The sequence below is a fragment of the Lonsdalea iberica genome (assembly GCF_002111585.1).
In the GTDB taxonomy this organism is placed as follows: Bacteria; Pseudomonadota; Gammaproteobacteria; order Enterobacterales; family Enterobacteriaceae; genus Lonsdalea; species Lonsdalea iberica.
This window is the reverse complement of the sequence record NZ_LUTP01000023.1, coordinates 17741-36558: the sequence shown is the minus strand read 5'-3', so window position 1 is coordinate 36558 and position 18818 is coordinate 17741. Positions and strand designations below refer to the sequence as shown.

The 18818-nt window shown below is 54.0% G+C and carries 15 protein-coding genes and 6 tRNA genes; 15 read left to right on the top strand and 6 right to left on the bottom strand.

All coding sequences use genetic code 11. The features are described from left to right. Positions 1-23: 23 nt before the first annotated feature. Complete coding sequence (gene seqA, locus AU511_RS10495) at positions 24-560, bottom strand: replication initiation negative regulator SeqA (protein WP_085652464.1); 537 nt, start codon at positions 558-560, stop codon at positions 24-26. Between the two features lie 219 nt (positions 561-779). Between seqA and ybfF the strand changes: the two genes are divergently transcribed. Beyond that, positions 780-1547 carry an esterase gene (ybfF, locus tag AU511_RS10490; RefSeq protein ID WP_085652455.1) on the top strand — a complete coding sequence of 256 codons (768 nt, stop codon included), beginning with the start codon at positions 780-782 and terminating at the stop codon, positions 1545-1547. A gap of 178 nt (positions 1548-1725) precedes the next feature. Beyond that, positions 1726-2007, top strand: a complete 282-nt coding sequence (ybfE, locus tag AU511_RS10485) for a LexA regulated protein (protein WP_026738958.1) — start codon at positions 1726-1728, stop codon at positions 2005-2007. A gap of 180 nt (positions 2008-2187) precedes the next feature. On the opposite strand, the gene AU511_RS10480 is transcribed toward ybfE, so the two are convergent. Beyond that, positions 2188-3864, bottom strand: a complete 1677-nt coding sequence (locus tag AU511_RS10480) for a methyl-accepting chemotaxis protein (protein ID WP_094109611.1) — start codon at positions 3862-3864, stop codon at positions 2188-2190. 388 nt (positions 3865-4252) lie between these two features. Between AU511_RS10480 and fldA the strand changes: the two genes are divergently transcribed. Together fldA and fur are read left to right on the top strand one after the other, a co-directional pair. Beyond that, complete coding sequence (fldA, locus tag AU511_RS10475; RefSeq protein ID WP_094099657.1) at positions 4253-4765, top strand: flavodoxin FldA; 513 nt, start codon at positions 4253-4255, stop codon at positions 4763-4765. A gap of 344 nt (positions 4766-5109) precedes the next feature. After that, complete coding sequence (gene fur / locus AU511_RS10470) at positions 5110-5556, top strand: ferric iron uptake transcriptional regulator (protein WP_094099656.1); 447 nt, start codon at positions 5110-5112, stop codon at positions 5554-5556. Positions 5557-5643: 87 nt separating this feature from the next. Here fur and glnS read toward each other — a convergent pair whose 3' ends face one another. Together glnS and nagE are read right to left on the bottom strand one after the other, a co-directional pair. Next, positions 5644-7302 (bottom strand): glutamine--tRNA ligase, encoded by a 1659-nt coding sequence (gene glnS / locus AU511_RS10465; RefSeq protein WP_094109610.1) that lies wholly within the window; start codon positions 7300-7302, stop codon positions 5644-5646. A gap of 210 nt (positions 7303-7512) precedes the next feature. Continuing rightward, the gene (nagE, locus tag AU511_RS10460) at positions 7513-8976 is read right to left on the bottom strand and encodes an N-acetylglucosamine-specific PTS transporter subunit IIBC (protein WP_094109609.1); all 1464 of its coding nucleotides are present in this window, start codon (positions 8974-8976) and stop codon (positions 7513-7515) included. 305 nt (positions 8977-9281) lie between these two features. On the opposite strand from nagE, the gene nagB reads away from it, so the two are divergent. From nagB to AU511_RS10405, 10 genes are all read left to right on the top strand, one after another. Further along, positions 9282-10082, top strand: coding sequence for a glucosamine-6-phosphate deaminase (gene nagB / locus AU511_RS10455; protein WP_094109608.1), 801 nt, complete (start codon positions 9282-9284; stop codon positions 10080-10082). Positions 10083-10103: 21 nt separating this feature from the next. Further along, entirely contained in the window at positions 10104-11249 is a 1146-nt protein-coding gene (gene nagA / locus AU511_RS10450) for an N-acetylglucosamine-6-phosphate deacetylase (RefSeq protein ID WP_094109607.1), read from the top strand. Positions 11250-11264: 15 nt separating this feature from the next. Beyond that, a complete protein-coding gene (nagC, locus tag AU511_RS10445; RefSeq protein ID WP_094099652.1) occupies positions 11265-12488 on the top strand; it encodes a DNA-binding transcriptional regulator NagC in 1224 nt (407 codons plus the stop codon). Between the two features lie 307 nt (positions 12489-12795). Then, the gene (gene asnB / locus AU511_RS10440; RefSeq protein WP_094099651.1) at positions 12796-14457 is read left to right on the top strand and encodes an asparagine synthase B; all 1662 of its coding nucleotides are present in this window, start codon (positions 12796-12798) and stop codon (positions 14455-14457) included. Positions 14458-14680: 223 nt separating this feature from the next. Further along, positions 14681-14757 (top strand) — tRNA-Met (locus AU511_RS10430). Between the two features lie 7 nt (positions 14758-14764). Next, positions 14765-14849, top strand: a tRNA-Leu gene (locus AU511_RS10425). 30 nt (positions 14850-14879) lie between these two features. After that, a tRNA-Gln gene (locus AU511_RS10420) sits at positions 14880-14954 on the top strand. 36 nt (positions 14955-14990) lie between these two features. Further along, positions 14991-15065: transfer RNA gene (locus AU511_RS10415), tRNA-Gln, on the top strand. A 46-nt stretch (positions 15066-15111) separates the two neighbouring features. Continuing rightward, positions 15112-15188 (top strand) — tRNA-Met (locus tag AU511_RS10410). A gap of 6 nt (positions 15189-15194) precedes the next feature. Next, positions 15195-15269 (top strand) — tRNA-Gln (locus tag AU511_RS10405). A 172-nt stretch (positions 15270-15441) separates the two neighbouring features. Here AU511_RS10405 and AU511_RS10400 read toward each other — a convergent pair. Both AU511_RS10400 and ubiF read right to left on the bottom strand, forming a co-directional pair. After that, positions 15442-15774: an SMR family transporter gene (locus AU511_RS10400; protein ID WP_167372020.1), complete on the bottom strand. Its 333-nt coding sequence runs from the start codon at positions 15772-15774 to the stop codon at positions 15442-15444. Positions 15775-15874: 100 nt separating this feature from the next. Beyond that, entirely contained in the window at positions 15875-17041 is a 1167-nt protein-coding gene (gene ubiF, locus AU511_RS10395) for a 3-demethoxyubiquinol 3-hydroxylase (protein ID WP_094109605.1), read from the bottom strand. 198 nt (positions 17042-17239) lie between these two features. On the opposite strand from ubiF, the gene miaB reads away from it, so the two are divergent. Further along, positions 17240-18664 (top strand): tRNA (N6-isopentenyl adenosine(37)-C2)-methylthiotransferase MiaB, encoded by a 1425-nt coding sequence (miaB, locus tag AU511_RS10390; protein ID WP_094109622.1) that lies wholly within the window; start codon positions 17240-17242, stop codon positions 18662-18664. The last annotated feature ends 154 nt before the right edge of the window (positions 18665-18818 follow it).

Sequence of the window (18818 nt, the reverse complement as noted above, 5' to 3'; positions counted from 1 at the left end):
GCCTTGTTTTCCTGACGCGTGATTTAGATGGTGCCGCAGACTTTCTCGATCAGCTCCGGCGGGAACTGCATCGACTGCATGATGTGTTCAATCATGCTTCGTTTACGACCCGTATTGGTGTTAGTGATAACCCAGTATGGCGTGCCCTGGATGTGTTTGGGTTTAGTGTGCGTGCCATTTTGCACCAGCGTGTGCTCGTCACCGGCAAAGTAGACGCGGGTCCGGCCATGGAGCGACTCGGTCGCCGCGCCGAATTCCGCAGGTGACAGCTCATATAACGCGGACAATATCAACATGAAGCGGTTGATCGCTTTGTTCTTTTCAGCGTATTCGTCAGATAACAGCAGCTCGCGGAGCGCTCTCACCCGGTCACGCGGGCTGTGTTGAATCGTCGCCGGTGGCTGTTCCGCCGCCGCAGCTTTGGAGGGAGCTGTCTGTACAACCTGTCCGGCGCTGAATTTCAGCATGCGCCGTAAAATGTCGGATGCGCTTTCGCCAATATGCTGGGTATGGCTGGCGATATAACGATAAAGCTCTTCGTCGACCTCAATAGTTTTCATCTTTATCCAGTACGGTTTTATTTCTTCAATCATCAGGGAGTATAAAGTTACCTTTCTCCCGCGAACAGCAGCAAACGCGGGTATCCGCATAAAGTCGGATTAGGCTGAGTGATGCCTTTGCGCATGGAGGGTCGCTAGGGGCGATCGTTCATGGCACCGCGGGATCGCGGGATAAACTCATGATACCCTAAGCAAACGTCTCCCTGAATGAACTTCACTATGAAATTGAATTATCGCTGGCAAAACGCGCAACTGCCCCAGCAGCTGCTTCCGGTTATTCTCATTCACGGCCTGTTCGGTAACCTTGATAATCTTGGCGTATTGGCCCGCGATCTGCAAAATCAACACGATATTTTACAGATCGATCTGCGTAATCACGGGTTGTCTCCGCGCGATCCTTCCATGCAGTATCAGGATATGGCGCAAGATGTCGTGGATCTGTTGGACGAACTGGCGCTGGATCGTGTCATTGTGATCGGCCACTCCATGGGCGGTAAAGTCGCCATGGCGCTGAGCGCGCTGATCCCGGATCGCATTGAGCGCATCGTCGCGATTGATATTGCCCCGGTGCATTATCACAGCCGACGACACGACGACATTTTTGCCGCGCTAAGAGCCGTCAGCGCCGCCGGGATCACACAACGTACTGCCGCAGCGCAATTGATGCGCGAAAGCATTGCCGATGAAGGCGTGATTCAGTTCCTGCTGAAGTCATTTTCTCAGGGAGAGTGGCGATTCAACGTGCCGGTTTTATGGGATCAATATGATGTGATTTCAGGCTGGCAGGACGTCCCCGTCTGGGCGCATCCCATTTTGTTTATTCGCGGTGAGAATTCGCCTTATCTGGATCGCCGTTATCGCGATGCGCTGCTGAGTCAGTTTCCCGGCGCGACAGCTTATGCCATTGCGGGAGCGGGACATTGGGTGCATGCGGAAAAACCTGAGGCCGTGCTGCGGGCAATACACCGTTTTATGGCGCAGAGTTAGCCACCCGTTCGCCGCGACGCCGTAAACCATTGTCGCGGCTGGTTCCGCTGGGGTATCATGTCGCCCGCTTTACGCACTTAAGGGTCGGCTGTCTAGCCACTGGCATTGTTAACCACATCATCAAAATGTCGCGAATGAAATGCGCGTTTTGGTCCGAATCTTTGCAGTACCACTACCTATGGCAAAAGAACAAACGGATCGCACCACACCGGATCTGTTCGCTGATGAGCGTCGTCCGGGCCGTCCGAAAACCAATCCGCTTTCACGAGATGAACAGCTGAGGATCAATAAGCGCAATCAGCTGCGACGAGACAAGAATCGTGGGCTACGGCGAGTTGAGCTGAAAATTAACGCGGAAGCGGTCGATATTCTCAACGCATTGGCGGAAGAGAAAAATATCAGCCGGAGTGAGCTTATCGAGCAAATTCTGCTGTCTCAGCTGGCCGGCGCTAAGCGATGATTTCAATCAGGATGTCGTTCAGCAGGCTCTGAATGCGAGGGAGTCATGACGACGTTCGCTGGCTTCGCCACTCCGCCCCGCTTTTCCCATGAAACCTTCATCCTCCCTTATCATCGCGCTCCTCGCTGCGACGATAAGGTAGACGAGCATGTCAGATGGCGTCTGAACCCGTGCCGCTTTTTAGAATTTTTCCCAATTATCCGTCGACTTCCTGGAAGGCAGCGCTTTTAACGCAGGCGCGGCGGCGGCGGCGGCTTTAACTTCACGGTTACGGGCTACGGGCGCGTCTTTGGCCGACGATTCCGTCAGGCGGAAGACCGAGACGGCCTGCGTCAGCAGAGCCGCCTGCTCTTCCAGCGAGCGCGCGGCTGCGGAAGCTTCTTCAACCAACGCGGCGTTCTGCTGCGTCACGCCATCCATTTCCGCAATCGCCTGCCCTGCCTGAGCGATCCCTTTACTCTGTTCCTCTGAGGCCGTGGCAATCTCCGCCATGATATCGGTCACATTCGAGACGGAGCGGACAATTTCACTCATGGTGGTGCCGGCGTCCGCGACCTGAGAGGATCCGGAATCGACGCTGCGCACTGAATCGGAAATTAAATGTTCAATCTCCTTGGCCGCCTGCGCGCTTCGCTGAGCCAGATTTCGCACTTCTCCCGCGACGACGGCGAAGCCACGTCCCTGCTCCCCGGCGCGGGCCGCTTCCACCGCGGCGTTCAGCGCCAGAATGTTGGTCTGGAACGCAATCCCGTTGATGACCGTGGTGATTTCAGCGATCTTCTTGGAACTGCTGGCGATTTCAGACATGGTTTTCACCACATTATCGACCAGTTCTCCCCCCTTATGCGCCGTCGTCGACGCCTGCTGCGCCAGCTGACGCGCATGTCCGGCGTTTTCGGCGTTCTGTTTCACCGTCGAGGTTAACTCCTCCATACTGGCTGCGCTCTCTTCAAGCGCGGAGGCCTGCGACTCCGTACGCGCCGAGAGGTCATTGTTGCCAGCGGCGATTTCCGCAACGCCCTGATAAATGGATTCCGCGCTACTGCGAATAGTGCTGACCGTATTCGCCAGGCTGCTCTGCATATCACGCAGTAGAGGGAACAGTTTGCCCACGCAGTTGTTGCCGAAGTCCGCAATCGGTTTTCCCAACCGTCCGGCGGCGATAATCTGGAAGTAATCGCGAAGTTCGTTAAGAGGACGCATCAAATATTTGACCAGATAACGGTCGGTGAACAGCAACATCAATACGCCCGCGATCAGTCCCGCAACCAGGATAGTCTGGCCGATGAAGGTTAGCCGGTTGAAGCGTTCGCCCGCCGCGCTAAATTTCTCCGCCCCCGCTTTGTTGAAGGCCGTCACTGAGATGCCGAACTGCCGGCTCAATGCGGGGACGGTCGTTTTGGCATAGCCTTGATACTCGTCCAGCGCGGAGGAAGCCGCACGCTGAAACATTGGCTCTACGCCATTTTGAATGAGATTCGTCCAGTCGTTGCTCACCGCATCGGCCAAAGAACCATCCATACCGCCGTGGTCGATTTCTTTGAACGCCGCCAAATTCTCTTTCATATTATTGAGCGCTTCCGCCGCGGACTGCTGCTCTTTGTCCGCGTTGGCAATATCGCCCGACCGACGATAATCCACCGATCTGGCCAGTCGAGTGACCATGCGAAAATACTGATCGTTACCCATGTTGACCAGGTTCATATTTTTAACCAGCAGGGTACTGGTGTGTGATGTTTGGGTCATCGCATGGAATGAATAGAAGGTGTAAGCAGAGACCGCGCCCCATAAAACGCAGAAAGTGCCTAATACCCATAGTAATGCCGTACGGATAGCAATATTTCTCAGCAATTGCATATCAAAACTCCCTGCCGAAGCAAAAGATTAAGTTTGGTGTCGCTAAAATTGGCTGAAGCGCCGTTGTTGAGGAAGATCACGGTGCTGACTGGGCGTCACTGAAAAAGCGCTCAGTGTTCACCATCGTCAATATCGGACAAACATTTAGAGGACGGACCTCGCAAAAATGAGAAAAAAACCTGAAATAATATTTAGTTAAAACCTTTCAATAAGATAGTGGATTAAAAAAGTTATAAAAATATTTAAGACATGAAGAATCAACGCGAAGCCAGAGAGAACCCAGGCATCGGCAGATACAAGTTTCTCCCTCATAAAGGGTCTGCTATCATTACCCGATCTGTGGTAGCTCTGGCACCATTTCAATAGGAATCAAGAGGTTATATTATCCATGGCACTTATAGGTATTTTCTTCGGCAGTGATACTGGCAATACCGAAAACATTGCCAAGGCAATCCAACAGCAGCTGGGCAGCGATGTCGCAGAAGTCCACGACATCGCCAAAAGCAGCAAAGAAGATCTTGAGCGTTTCGACATTCTGTTGCTGGGCATTCCAACCTGGTACTACGGCGAAGCACAGTGTGACTGGGACGACTTCTTCCCGACGCTGGAAGACATCGATTTTACCGGCAAGCGCGTAGCGCTCTTTGGCTGCGGCGATCAGGAAGACTATGCCGAGTATTTCTGTGATGCCATGGGCACCTTGCGCGACATTATCGAACCGCGCGGCGCGACCATCGTCGGTAACTGGTCGACTGAAGGCTATTACTTCGAAGCTTCTAAAGGTCTGGCGGACGACTCGCACTTCATCGGCCTGGCGATTGATGAAGATCGTCAGCCGGAACTGACCAACGAGCGCGTGAGCGCATGGGTGAAACAAATCAGCGCTGAGCTGGATTTGTAAGCTTTTTGGAACAGTTCTCCTCGTTGCGGCCCGGCGCAAATTTGTGTCGGAGCCGTATCAATAGGTAAAATCTGTCGTAAAGATAGATACATTTTTTTAACTTTCCCGCTTTGCGCGGTACAATACCCCCTTCGGTTAGCTGGTTTCTCACCATTTTTCGCTTTTAAAACGGCGTTGCGCCGTCCCCCTCACCGATGGGTAAGCCTGATATGGTTACGGTTCTGCGGTTTTCATTTCGCCTGTGCAGTTCTATAATTGAGACGAATAAACATGTTTGAGCCGACCGATGATATTAGGCTAGTTAGCCTCCCTTGATGAAAGTAGAGTAACAGGACTAAATCCGCATGACTGACAACAACACCGCATTAAAGAAGGCCGGCCTGAAAGTAACCCTTCCTCGTCTTAAAATCTTGGAAGTACTGCAGGACCCATCTTGCCATCACGTCAGTGCGGAAGATTTGTATAAAAAGCTGATTGATATGGGAGAGGAAATTGGTCTGGCCACCGTTTATCGCGTGCTGAACCAGTTTGATGATGCCGGTATCGTCACCCGCCATAACTTTGAAGGCGGAAAATCAGTTTTCGAACTGACTCAGCAACAGCATCACGATCACCTGATTTGTCTGGACTGCGGACGCGTCATTGAATTCAGCGATGAATCTATTGAAGCTCGCCAGCGTGAGATTTCAGAGCGCCACGGTATCAAACTGACCAACCACAGTTTGTACCTTTACGGCCACTGCAGCTCAGGCAACTGCCGTGAAGATGAAAAAATTCACGAAGGGAATTAATTCCTGTTTTAGCTAACAAACTCCAATCCGTACAAAAAGAAAACCGCCGCGGCGGTTTTCTTTTTTGTTTATTTAGGCCTGGTTAAATTAACCCACCCAAGTATCTCGCAAACCCGTCGTACGGTTGAAGACCAGATGATCGGCGCTGGAGTAAACGCGGTCCGCACAGAAGTACCCTTCACGTTCGAACTGGTACGCCTTCTCCACTACCGCATCCGCCATGCTGGCTTCAACGAATCCGTTAGCAATCTGCAGCGATTCTGGGTTGATGGTCGACAGGAAATCTTCCGCGGCTCCCGGGTTCGCCACGCTGAACAAACGGTCATACAGGCGGAATTCGGCCGGAATGCCGTGCGCAACGGAAACCCAGTGGATGACGCCTTTTACCTTACGGCCATCAGCGGGATCTTTGCTCAACGTATCCGGATCGTAGCTGCAGTAAATCGTTGTAATCTCGCCCTGCTCGTCTTTTTCAACGCGGTCAGCTTTGATCACATAGGCGTTGCGAAGGCGGACTTCCTTTCCCAGCACCAGACGTTTGTACTGCTTGTTGGCGGCTTCACGGAAGTCGGCACGGTCGATGTACAGCTCGCGGCTGAAACCGACCTGACGCGTTCCCATCTCCGGTTTGTTGGGATGGTTCGGCATAGTCACCCGCTCTTCGTGACCTTCCGGCAGATTTTCGATAATGACTTTCACCGGATCCAGCACGGCCATGGCTCGCGGGGCATTTTCATTCAAATCATCACGAATGCAGGATTCCAACGACGCCATTTCTACCGTGTTGTCCTGCTTGGTCACTCCAATACGACGGCAAAACTCGCGAATGGAAGCCGCGGTATAACCACGACGACGCAAACCAGAGATGGTCGGCATACGCGGATCGTCCCAGCCTTCCACGAACTTTTCCGTCACTAACTGATTCAACTTGCGCTTGGACATCACCGCGTATTCGAGATTCAGACGAGAAAATTCATACTGACGCGGATGAGCGGGGATAGAAATGTTGTCCAGCACCCAGTCATACAGGCGGCGGTTGTCCTGGAACTCCAGCGTACACAAGGAGTGAGTCACGCCTTCCAGCGCATCGGAGATGCAGTGGGTAAAGTCATACATCGGGTAGATGCACCACTTGTTGCCGGTCTGGTGGTGGTCGGCGAATTTGATGCGGTACAGCACCGGATCGCGCATCACCATGAAAGGCGACGCCATATCGATTTTGGCGCGTAGGCACGCCGTGCCTTCGGCAAAACCGCCGCTACGCATTTTTTCGAACAACGCCAGGTTTTCCTGAACGTCACGATCGCGGTAAGGACTGTTTTTACCTGGGGAGGTCAGCGTACCGCGATACTCGCGGATTTGCTCCGGCGTCAGCTCATCGACATACGCCAATCCTTTATTAATCAGCTCAATCGCATACTGATGCAGTTGGTCGAAATAGTTGGATGAATAACGGATTTCTCCGCTCCAGGAGAAGCCTAGCCATTGAACGTCGTGTTTGATGGAGTCGACAAATTCGATGTCTTCTTTTACCGGATTGGTATCGTCAAAGCGCAGATTGCATTGACCCTGATAATCTTCGGCAATACCGAAATTCAGGCAAATCGACTTTGCATGACCGATGTGCAGATAACCATTAGGCTCCGGCGGGAAACGCGTTTGAATATGATCATGCTTACCCGATGACAGGTCTTCATCGATGATCTGGCGAATAAAATTCGTTGGGCGGGCTTCTGCCTCACTCATGCTTGATTCCTTAAAAACGAAAAACAACACATAACCGCTAATGATCCAACAAGCCACGCCGGGAAACAACCGTTTGTTTCACCTAAATTGCATGGAAAAGGTCAGCATAAAAAACGGGGTGAAGATTGATCTTCACCCCGCCATGGATATTCCAATGACTGAATCGCCCGGCGGGGTGATCCGTCATGACAAGCCCCCTAAAGTGTAGCCCTAAATTTTTGATACCTGCCGCATAGCGGACGCGATAGTTTCAGCCTGTGTCCCCACGACGATCTGCACGCTTTGCGCATTCAGGCGAATCACACCGGAAGCCCCCAGCTGTTTGGCTAACGCTTCATCCACCCGCCCGGAGTCTTTCACATTCAAGCGCAGACGCGTGATGCAGGCATCGATCCCGGTCAGGTTTTCTTTTCCCCCGACAGCGCGTAAATATCCTTCGGCCACCGTTTCCAGCTTGTCTGAAGACGCAGCCGCCGTAGACGGAGTTGAGGACGCTTCGCGTCCCGGCGTCAGGAGATTAAAACGCTGGATGGTGAAGCGGAACACAACGTAGTAGATGACGAAGAATGCCAGCCCCTGCGGGATCAACATATACCACTGCGTCGCCAGGGGATTACGGGACGAGAGCACCATATCCACCAGACCCGCGCTGAAGCCGAAACCGGCGATCCAATGCATGCTGGCGGCAATGTAGACCGACAGCCCGGTCAGCAGCGCATGGAGAAAATACAGCACCGGCGCTACAAACATAAAGGAGAACTCCAGCGGCTCCGTGATCCCGGTAAAGAACGCGGCAAAAGCGCCGGCTATCATAATCCCGGCCACCCGGCTGCGATTCTCAGGGCGGGCACAGTGGTAAATCGCCAACGCGGCGCCTGGCACGCCGAACATCATGATGGGGAAGAAGCCCGCCTGATAACGCCCGGTAATACCTGGAATCGCTTTACCCGCATCAATCGCCTGCTGTCCGCTCAGGAAATTAGGAATATCGTTGATCCCCGCGACGTCGAACCAGAAGACGGAGTTCAACGCATGGTGCAGCCCAACGGGGATCAGCATGCGGTTAAAGAAGGCGTAAATACCTGCGCCGACGGAGCCAAGCCGCTGGATGTGTTCGCCAAAGGAGACCAGCCCACCGTAAATCACCGGCCATACATACATGAGAATAGCGGCGACGACGATCATGAGCATAGAGGTGAGGATCGGCACCAGACGGCGGCCGCTGAAGAAAGAGAGAGCCCGCGGCAGTTCCACGCCGCTGAAACGGTTATAGAGTTCCGCCGAAATCACCCCGACCAGGATGCCGACAAACTGGTTTTCTATTTTACCGAATGCTGCCGGAACCTGGTCCAGCGGCATTTGCTGGATCATGGCGACCGCCGCCGGCGAGCACAGCGTGGTCAGAACGAGATAGCCCACGAACCCGTTTAACGCCGCGGAACCATCTTTGTCCTTGGACATGCCGTACGCGACGCCGATGGCGAACAGTACCGACATATGTTCAATGATGGCAGCGCCAGATTTGAGCAACAGCGCGGCCAGCGCGTTCTGACTGCCCCATCCCGTCGGGTCGATCCAGTATCCTACCCCCATCAATATGGCGGCGGCAGGCAACGTGGCGACAGGCACCATCAGCGCCCGGCCTATATTCTGTAGATAACCGAGTATACTCACTTTCCTCTCTCCCCTTGCGAACAATAAAACAGCCAGTCGATGTATTCGTTTTAGCCCCATCCTGCGGACAGGTTTTGAGTGTAAGAAAAATAATTTTTATTGCGAAATAACATCACTGATTATGTGACAAACCTCACCTAAAAATCACATATAAAAAGTTTATGGGTGAAGCAGCCATGACACTTATTTCAAGATAAAAAAAAACGCGCTAGACTACATTTCGTAGCACGATGGTGGAATATCGCCGTGTCATTCGACTATAGACCTAAATTTCAAGCGATTGCTGACGCTTCAGGAGAACGCCAATGAGACTGATCCCACTCAACACCGCCGAGGAAGTCGGCAAATGGGCCGCTCGTTATATCGCAGAGCGCATTAACGACTTTAAACCCACGCCCGAAAGACCTTTCGTTCTGGGGCTTCCCACCGGCAGCACGCCGCTGGAAGCCTACAAGGCGTTGATTGCACTACACAAGGCGGGCGAACTCAGTTTTCAGCATGTCGTTACCTTCAATATGGACGAATACGTCGGGCTTCCACCGGAACATCCGGAGAGTTATCGGACTTTCATGTTTCAGAATTTCTTTAATCACATTGATATCCCACATAAAAACATTAATCTGTTGAACGGAAACGCGAAGGATATCACCGCAGAGTGCCAACGTTATGAGGATAAAATCCACGCTTACGGCAAAATTCACCTGTTTATGGGCGGCGTAGGCAGCGATGGTCATATCGCGTTCAACGAACCAGCGTCATCTCTGGTGTCGCGCACGCGCATCAAAACCCTGACCGAAGAAACCCGCGTCGCCAACTCGCGCTTTTTCGGCGGCGACGTCAGCCTGGTGCCCAAATATGCCCTGACCGTGGGTGTCGGCACGCTGCTCGATGCGGAAGAAATCATGATTTTGGTCACTGGTCGCAACAAGGCGCAGGCGCTGCAGGCCGCGGTTGAAGGCAACGTCAATCATCTGTGGACCATCAGCTGTCTGCAACTACATGCCAAATCCATGATGGTCTGCGACGAACCTTCGACGATGGAACTGAAGGTAAAAACCGTTAAATATTTTCGCGAACTGGAAGCTGAAAACCTCACACATTTTTAATCGGTTAGCCGGGAGCTCACGATGTACGCTTTAACTCATGGCCGTATTTTTACCGGTCATCAAATTCTCGATGGTCACGCCGTTGTCATTGCCGACGGCCTGATAGACCGTGTTTGTCCGCTAAACGAATTACCGGCCGATATTGCAACACGCGACCTCAACGGCGCCCTACTCGCTCCGGGATTTATTGACCTCCAGTTGAACGGATGTGGCGGCGTGCAGTTCAACGACACGCTGGACGATATCTCGGTCAAAACGTTGGAAATCATGCAGCAGGCCAATGAAAAGTCCGGCTGTACCAGTTTCCTGCCGACGCTGATCACCGCTTCGGACGACTTCATCCGGCGCGGTGTGGAAGTCATGCGCGCCTATCTGGCGCAGAACCACCATCAGGCATTGGGGCTACACATAGAAGGCCCGTGGCTGAATCCCATCAAGAAAGGCACACATGACATCACGCTGATCCGCCAGCCGGATGAGGCACTGGTCGAGTTTCTATGCAATAACGCGGATGTCATCACCCAAATCACGCTGGCGCCCGAGCAGGTTTCCGCCGACGTCATCCAGCGGCTGACCCGCGCCGGCATTATCGTTTCCGCGGGTCATTCCAACGCGACCTGGGAAGAGGCCAAACGCGGCTTCGCCGCCGGCATCCGCTGCGCCACGCACCTTTTCAACGCCATGCCGGTCGTTGCCGGGCGCGAGCCGGGACTGGTCGGCGCGATTTACGACGCGCCGGAAATCTATAGCGGCATCATCGCCGACGGCCATCACGTCAGCTGGGCCAATATCCGCAATAGCAAACGTATCAAGGGCGACCGACTGCTCTTGGTCACCGACGCCACGGCGCCCGCCGGCGCCGAAATTGACCAGTTCATTTTTGCCGGCAAACCCATATACTACCGCGACGGCATCTGCGTGGATGAGAACGGCACCCTCAGCGGGTCGGCGCTCACCATGATCGATGCGGTACGCAATTGCGTAGAACAGGCGGGGATCGCCCTGGATGAAGCGCTCCGAATGGCCTCGCTCTACCCTGCCCGCGCCATCGGCATCGACCAACGACTGGGCAGTATCGAGTGCGGCAAAGTCGCGAATCTGACGGCGTTCACCCGTGATTTCCATGTCATCAATACTTTTGTCAACGGCGAGGAAGTATTGAACTAAGTCGGGCAACTTTTCATGACTACAGGCGAGCAGGCGAAGATAGGCAATATCGATCTGGTAAAGCAGTTAAACAGCGCGGTAGTTTACCGGCTCATCGACCAGCAAGGTCCGATCTCCCGGATACAAGTCGCCGAACAGAGCCAGCTTGCGCCCGCCAGCATCACGAAAATCACTCGCCAACTGCTGGAGCGCGGGCTGATTAAAGAAGTCGATCAGCAAGCTTCCACCGGGGGTCGCCGGGCAATCTCGATTGTGTCGGAGACCCGCCCTTTCCATACTATTGCTGTCCGCCTTGGACGCCACGACGCCACCATCGCGCTCTACAATTTGGCTGGGCGGCAACTGGCGGAAACGCACTATACCCTGCCGGAGAAGACGCAGGAGACGGTGGAAACCGCACTCTTCAAGGCAATAGACCACTTCATCAGTCAGCATCAAAACCGCATTCGCGAACTAATCGCTATTTCTGTGGTGCTGCCGGGCCTGGTTGACCCTACCGCCGGTCTGGTGCGTTACATGCCGCATATCGACGTCGACAACTGGCCGCTGGTGGAGCATTTGCAAGCGCGCTTCGCGGTCAACTGCTTTATCGGCCATGACATTCGCAGCCTGGCGCTGGCCGAGCACTATTTCGGGGCAAGCCGCCACTGTCAGGATTCGATTCTGATTCGGGTTCATCGCGGCACCGGCGCGGGGATCATCGTCAATGGGCAGATTTTTCTCGGCAGCAACGGCAACGTCGGCGAAATCGGTCATATTCAGATTGATCCGCTGGGGGATCACTGCCACTGCGGCAATTTCGGCTGTCTGGAAACCGTGGTATCCAACTCCGCCATTGAGCAGCGCGTACTCCACCTGTTGAAGCAGGGTTATCCTAGCAAACTGACCATGGAAACCAGCCAGATAGCGCCTATCTGTCTGGCCGCCAATCGTGGCGATGCGCTGGCGCATGAAGTGATTGAACATGCAGGGTTGTACCTGGGCAGAGCCATCGCTCTGACAGTCAACCTCTTCAACCCGCAGCAAGTCGTGATCGCCGGAGAAGTGACCGAAGCGGCGAAAATTTTGCTGCCCGCTATCCAGCGCTGCATCAATACGCAGGTATTGAAGGATTTTCGCAATAACCTGCCCGTCGTGGTTTCCGAGCTGCATCATCTGTCCGCCATCGGCGCCTTCGCGCTGGTCAAACGGGCGATGCTTAACGGTACGTTGCTGATCCGGCTGCTGGAAAAAGAATAAGCGCCTATTAAGGCCATAAGGCCGAATTATGGAATCACCAAAAAAAGGCGCATCCCGCAAATGCATTTTATGGAATGTTTATTATATTGCGCCAAATATTAAGCATTCCTCATCATGAATGCTTTTTTCATTAAAGGTTATTGAACTCAAGTGCCATTTTGATGCTAAATCTTCGTTACTGACACAGCAGCGGTACACACAGCGCGGTCATTCGGCATAGAAACATCGCTCCATCCACTGCTGGCAACACCTCATCTATTTGACTCGCGACCACTCGCGAGATCGGAGAATCAAGGAGCTTCATTTTATGTGTTCTATTTTTGGTGTGCTCGATCTGAAAACCGACCCGGTTGAACTGCGTAAAAAAGCGCTGGAGCTGTCCCGTCTGATGCGCCACCGCGGTCCGGATTGGTCCGGCGTCTATGCCAGCGATAAAGCGATTCTGGCGCATGAGCGTCTTTCTATCGTCGATGTCAACACCGGCGCTCAGCCGCTGTACAACAAGTCACGCACCCACGTTCTGGCCGTCAACGGCGAAATTTACAACCATCAGGAACTGCGTGAGAAGTACGCCGACCGTTACGAATTCCAGACGGGTTCCGACTGTGAAGTCATTCTGGCCCTCTATCAGGAAAAAGGTCCGGAATTCCTTGATGAGCTGTACGGCATGTTCGCCTTCGCGCTGTACGACAGCGAAAAAGAGGCTTACCTGATTGGTCGCGACCATCTGGGTATTATCCCGCTATACATGGGTTACGACGAACATGGCAACTTCTATGTCGCGTCCGAAATGAAATCGCTGGTGCCTGTATGCCGTACGATTAAAGAATTCCCGGCGGGCAGCTACCTTTGGAGCCAGGAAGGTGAAGTTCGCGAGTACTACCGTCGCGACTGGTTTGATTACGAAAACGTTAAAGACAACGTGACGGATAAAGAACAACTGCGCGATGCGCTGGAAGAGTCGGTTAAAAGTCATTTAATGTCTGATGTTCCTTACGGCGTACTGCTGTCCGGCGGATTGGACTCTTCTATCATTTCCGCCATCACCAAAAAGTACGCGGCTCGCCGTGTGGAAGACGATGCGCGCAGCGAAGCCTGGTGGCCGCAGTTACACTCTTTCGCCGTCGGTCTCAAAGGCGCGCCGGATTTGAAGGCGGCCAAGCAGGTCGCTGACCATCTGGGCACCGTGCACCACGAGATCAACTTTACGGTGCAGGAAGGCCTGGATGCCATCCGCGATGTGATTTACCACATCGAAACTTACGACGTAACGACCATTCGCGCGTCCACGCCGATGTATCTGATGTCCCGTAAAATTAAAGCGATGGGAATCAAAATGGTGTTGTCCGGCGAAGGCGCCGACGAAGTGTTTGGCGGCTACCTTTACTTCCATAAAGCGCCTAACGCCAAAGAGTTCCACGAAGAAACCGTGCGTAAACTGCTGGCGCTGCATCAGTACGACTGCGCCCGCGCCAACAAAGCGATGTCCGCATGGGGGGTTGAAGCCCGCGTTCCTTTCCTGGATAAGGCGTTTCTCGACGTGGCAATGCGCGTTAACCCGAAAGACAAGATGTGCGGCAACGGCAAAATGGAAAAACACATCCTGCGCGAGTGCTTCGAGTCTTATCTGCCACACGACGTGGCATGGCGTCAGAAAGAGCAGTTCTCCGACGGTGTCGGCTACAGCTGGATTGATTCTCTGAAAGAGATCGCTGCGGAGCAAGTTTCCGACCAGCAGATGGAAACCGCGCACTTCCGTTTCCCGTACAACACGCCGACCTCTAAAGAAGGCTACCTGTACCGCGAGATCTTTGAAGAGCTGTTCCCGGTTCCCAGCGCTGCGGAATGCGTTCCCGGTGGACCATCCGTCGCCTGCTCTTCCGCCAAGGCGATTGAGTGGGACGAATCCTTCAAAAAGATGGACGATCCGTCTGGCCGCGCCGTAGGCGTGCATCAGTCAGCCTATTAACCGTCGATTTCACGGTTCTCACACTAAACGGGCCTCCAGAGGCCCGTTTTCCTTATCGATGATGGCAAAAAAAACGGTCTTTTGACGCTTTTCTGCCCATACTGTTCATAACCCAGACAAACGGCCGCCGACAGGCCATTTTCGGGAAAAAATGTGTTGACGGTTCAAAGTCAACTACGCATAATGCGCCCCGCAACGCCGATGAAGGTGACGCGGAAAAGATGGCTACGTAGCTCAGCTGGTTAGAGCACAGCACTCATAATGCTGGGGTCACAGGTTCGATTCCCGTCGTAGCCACCATCTTTTTGCGGGAGTGGCGAAATTGGTAGACGCACCAGATTTAGGTTCTGGCGCCGCAAGGTGTGCGAGTTCAAGTCTCGCCTCCCGCACCATGTAATCTTCTAGGTCAAGCAACGTTTTATTGGGGTATCGCCAAGCGGTAAGGCACTGGGTTTTGATCCCAGCATTCCCAGGTTCGAATCCTGGTACCCCAGCCAATTTTAGTGAGACACTTCATCAGAAGTGCAACCCGTTGGGGTATCGCCAAGCGGTAAGGCACCGGATTCTGATTCCGGCATTCCCAGGTTCGAATCCTGGTACCCCAGCCAAACATTCGTCACGAAGAAACTTTCTTCTGACAAATAGAAGTACTAAGGCTACGTAGCTCAGCTGGTTAGAGCACAGCACTCATAATGCTGGGGTCACAGGTTCGAATCCCGTCGTAGCCACCATATTATTGGGGTATCGCCAAGCGGTAAGGCACCGGATTCTGATTCCGGCATTCCCAGGTTCGAATCCTGGTACCCCAGCCACGAATACAAAAAAGCCTGCTTATGCAGCTTTTTTGTTGCTGGTGACCCGGCCTAAATCGCGTTGACTCTCCTCAGTCTCAATGCAGTAATGCCCCACCCAACATGTTCAACGCTGCGACCGGTACACCAGTCGGCATTTCGCCAACGCTTATTCCTTCTTTATCTATCGATTTTAATGCGCGACGGATTTGGAAAAGACGTTAATCACGATCACGCCGGCAATAATCAGCCCCATGCCCAACACAGCGGGTAAATCCAGACGCTGACCATAGATAACCCAGCTAACGCCTGCAATTAATACAATCCCCGCCCCGGACCAGATGGCGTAGATGACGCCTGTCGGGAGCGTGCGCATCGTGATGGTCAGGCAATAGAAGGCGACCGCATAAAACACCAGGGTAACGATGCTGGGCACCAAACGGGTAAAGCTATCCGATAGCTTGAGCGCCGTCGTGGCGATCACTTCAGCGACGATCGCTAAAAACAGATATAGATATGTCATCATTCTCTTCACACTGGTTTTTGTTGGATAAACGCGATGTTCAGCGCAAGACGGCGCACTGTACCGCGCCGTGGTTAAACACGGCCTAGACCAGCCGCCTGAACTAAAGTCCCAGCGCGTACTTCAACGCCCGCTGTTTTAGCTTACCCGCGCGTTGAGCCGCCATCAGCGCCACATTCCTTGCCAGCGTCAGCGGAGCAAGACGGTTGCTGAAAGCTCCGTAGAATAAATCCATCCCGCTTTGCATCAGCAGATTGTCAGTCCTGCGCTGTTGCTGATAACGCTGGAGGACAGACGCCTCATACCAGCACTCGCCGCGATCCCGAGCCTGAGAGACGACCGCCAGCAAGGCCTCGACATCGCGATACCCCAGATTCACGCCCTGCCCCGCCAGTGGGTTGATGGTGTGCGCCGCATCCCCCAGCAGCGCCAGTCCGGGCGCCACGTAGCGCTGGGCATGCCGACGAATTAACGGGAAAGCGCCCGCCGCCACGGCAGTGACCCGCCCAGTGCGCGCAGGAAAAGTTTCTGCGATTGCGTCGTCCAACTGCGCCATCGATAGACTTTGCAACTGACGGATGCGCTGCGGGCTGTCGTACCACACCAGCGATCCCCACTGGCCGAACAGAGGCAAAAAGGCACGAGGGCCATCCGGAGTGAACTGCTGCCAGGTCACATCCTGCTGCGCCCCTTCCGTACGAACGCTGATTAATAGACAAGACTGGCGATACTGCCAACCGCTGACGCCGATTCCCGCCCACTGGCGAACTCGCGACTGCGCACCATCCGCCCCCACCACCAGCGTCGTTTCGATGACGGCGTCGTCATCCAGCGTCAGTCGCCAGACCGGCGCATCGTAGTCCAACTGTTTAAGATGCCGCGGGCAGAGAAACGTCACGCCCTGAGTCTTTTCCAGCGACTGCCACAGTGCCAGTTGCAATACCCGGTTTTCAACCATGTAACCCAATTCCGGCAAGTTCAGTTCGCTGGCATCGAAGGCGACCCGGGCGCTGTCCCACTCCCAGGTTTCCAACCGACGATAGGGCGCGCTGCGCATCTGTTCCACGTTCGCCCACGCCCCTAGCTGGCGCAACAGCGCCACGGAAGCATAGCCGATGGCGGATAGCCGCAAATCTGGCGGGCTTTCGGCTTCAAACGCCGGCGGCGCTTCCTGCTCCACCAATGCCACCTGAAAACCGTTTTGCGCCAATCCCAATGCGGCGGCGGCGCCCACCATCCCCCCGCCGACAACGACTGCGTCAAAGTGCATACGTGCCCCACTATTTGCGATAAGAATCCCGTGCGTAACAGGAAAAGAATTAAGCACAGTTTACTGGATTTCGGCCGTTTTTATCAGAAAAGCGAAGATTGGCGCATGCTGGTCACAGCGGCGCCAAACGATTACAATACGCGCCCGCATCAAGGTAAAGCGTGTTCACCCGAACTGAGTAATGGCAAGTCGATGACAATGACAAAAAAACTGCATATAAAAACCTGGGGCTGTCAGATGAACGAATACGATTCATCCAAGATAGCCGGCTTACTGGAAAGCACTCACGGTTATGAGCTGACCGACATCGCAGAAGAGGCGGACATTCTGCTGCTGAACACCTGTTCGATCCGTGAAAAGGCGCAGGAAAAAGTCTTTCATCAGCTCGGCCGCTGGAAAGCGCTGAAAGACAGCAATCCGAACCTGATCATTGGCGTCGGCGGCTGCGTCGCTTCCCAGGAAGGCGCGCACATTCGCGAACGCGCCCACTACGTAGACGTCATTTTTGGGCCGCAAACGCTGCACCGCCTGCCCGAAATGATTAATCACGTGAACGGTACGCACAGCCCGATCGTTGACGTGAGCTTCCCCGAAATCGAGAAATTCGACCGTCTGCCGGAACCGCGCGCCGAAGGCCCGACCGCCTTTGTCTCCATCATGGAAGGCTGCAATAAATATTGTACGTTCTGCGTGGTCCCCTATACCCGCGGCGAAGAAGTTAGCCGTCCCTGCGACGATGTGCTATTTGAAGTTGCGCAACTGGCCGAACAGGGCGTGCGCGAAGTTAACTTGCTGGGCCAGAACGTTAACGCCTATCGCGGCGAAACCTATGACGGCAACATCTGCACCTTCGCCGAACTGATTCGTTTGGTGGCCGCCATCGACGGCATCGACCGTATTCGTTTCACCACCAGCCATCCGATCGAATTCACCGACGATATCATCAGCGTGTATGAAGATACGCCGGAGCTGGTCAGCTTCCTGCATCTGCCGGTGCAAAGTGGATCCGACCGCGTGCTGACGATGATGAAGCGTCGTCATACCGCGCTGGAATACAAAGCGATTATCCGCAAGTTACATAAAGCGCGTCCGGGCATTCAGATCAGTTCCGACTTTATTGTCGGCTTCCCCGGCGAGACTAAAGACGATTTTGAGCAGACCATGAACCTGATTGCCGACGTCAATTTCGACATGAGCTTCAGCTTCATCTATTCACCGCGCCCCGGCACCCCGGCGGCCGATATGGTGGACGACGTCAGCGAAGACGAGAAAAAACAGCGTCTGTATCTTCTGCAGGAACGCATTACCCAGCAGGCGATGCGTTTCAGTCGGCAGATGATGGGGACGGTACAGCGCGTACTGGTCGAAGGTACGTCCCGCAAGAACGTCATGGAGCTTTCCGGCCGCACCGAAAACAACCGTGTCGTCAACTTCGAAGGGTCGCCTGAGATGATCGGCAAGTTTGTAGACGTGGAAATCGTCGACGTTTACCCGAACTCGCTACGCGGCATACTGGTTCGCACCGAAGATCAAATGGGGCTACGCGTGATAGAATCGCCGGCGGCGGTCATCGCCCGTACCCGCAAAGAAAATGAGATTGGCGTTGGCATTTATCAACCCTGATAATCTCGCGAGCAACGGGCAGCCTTGGCTGCCCGAGTTCCCATCCCGATAATCCTGCCTTGTTTTTATGAAACTGCCCCCAATATCGGTAGTGCGACTTGCACCTTTTCGGGTTAGCGATAAATAATCATGGTTATTCATGCATAGCTAACGA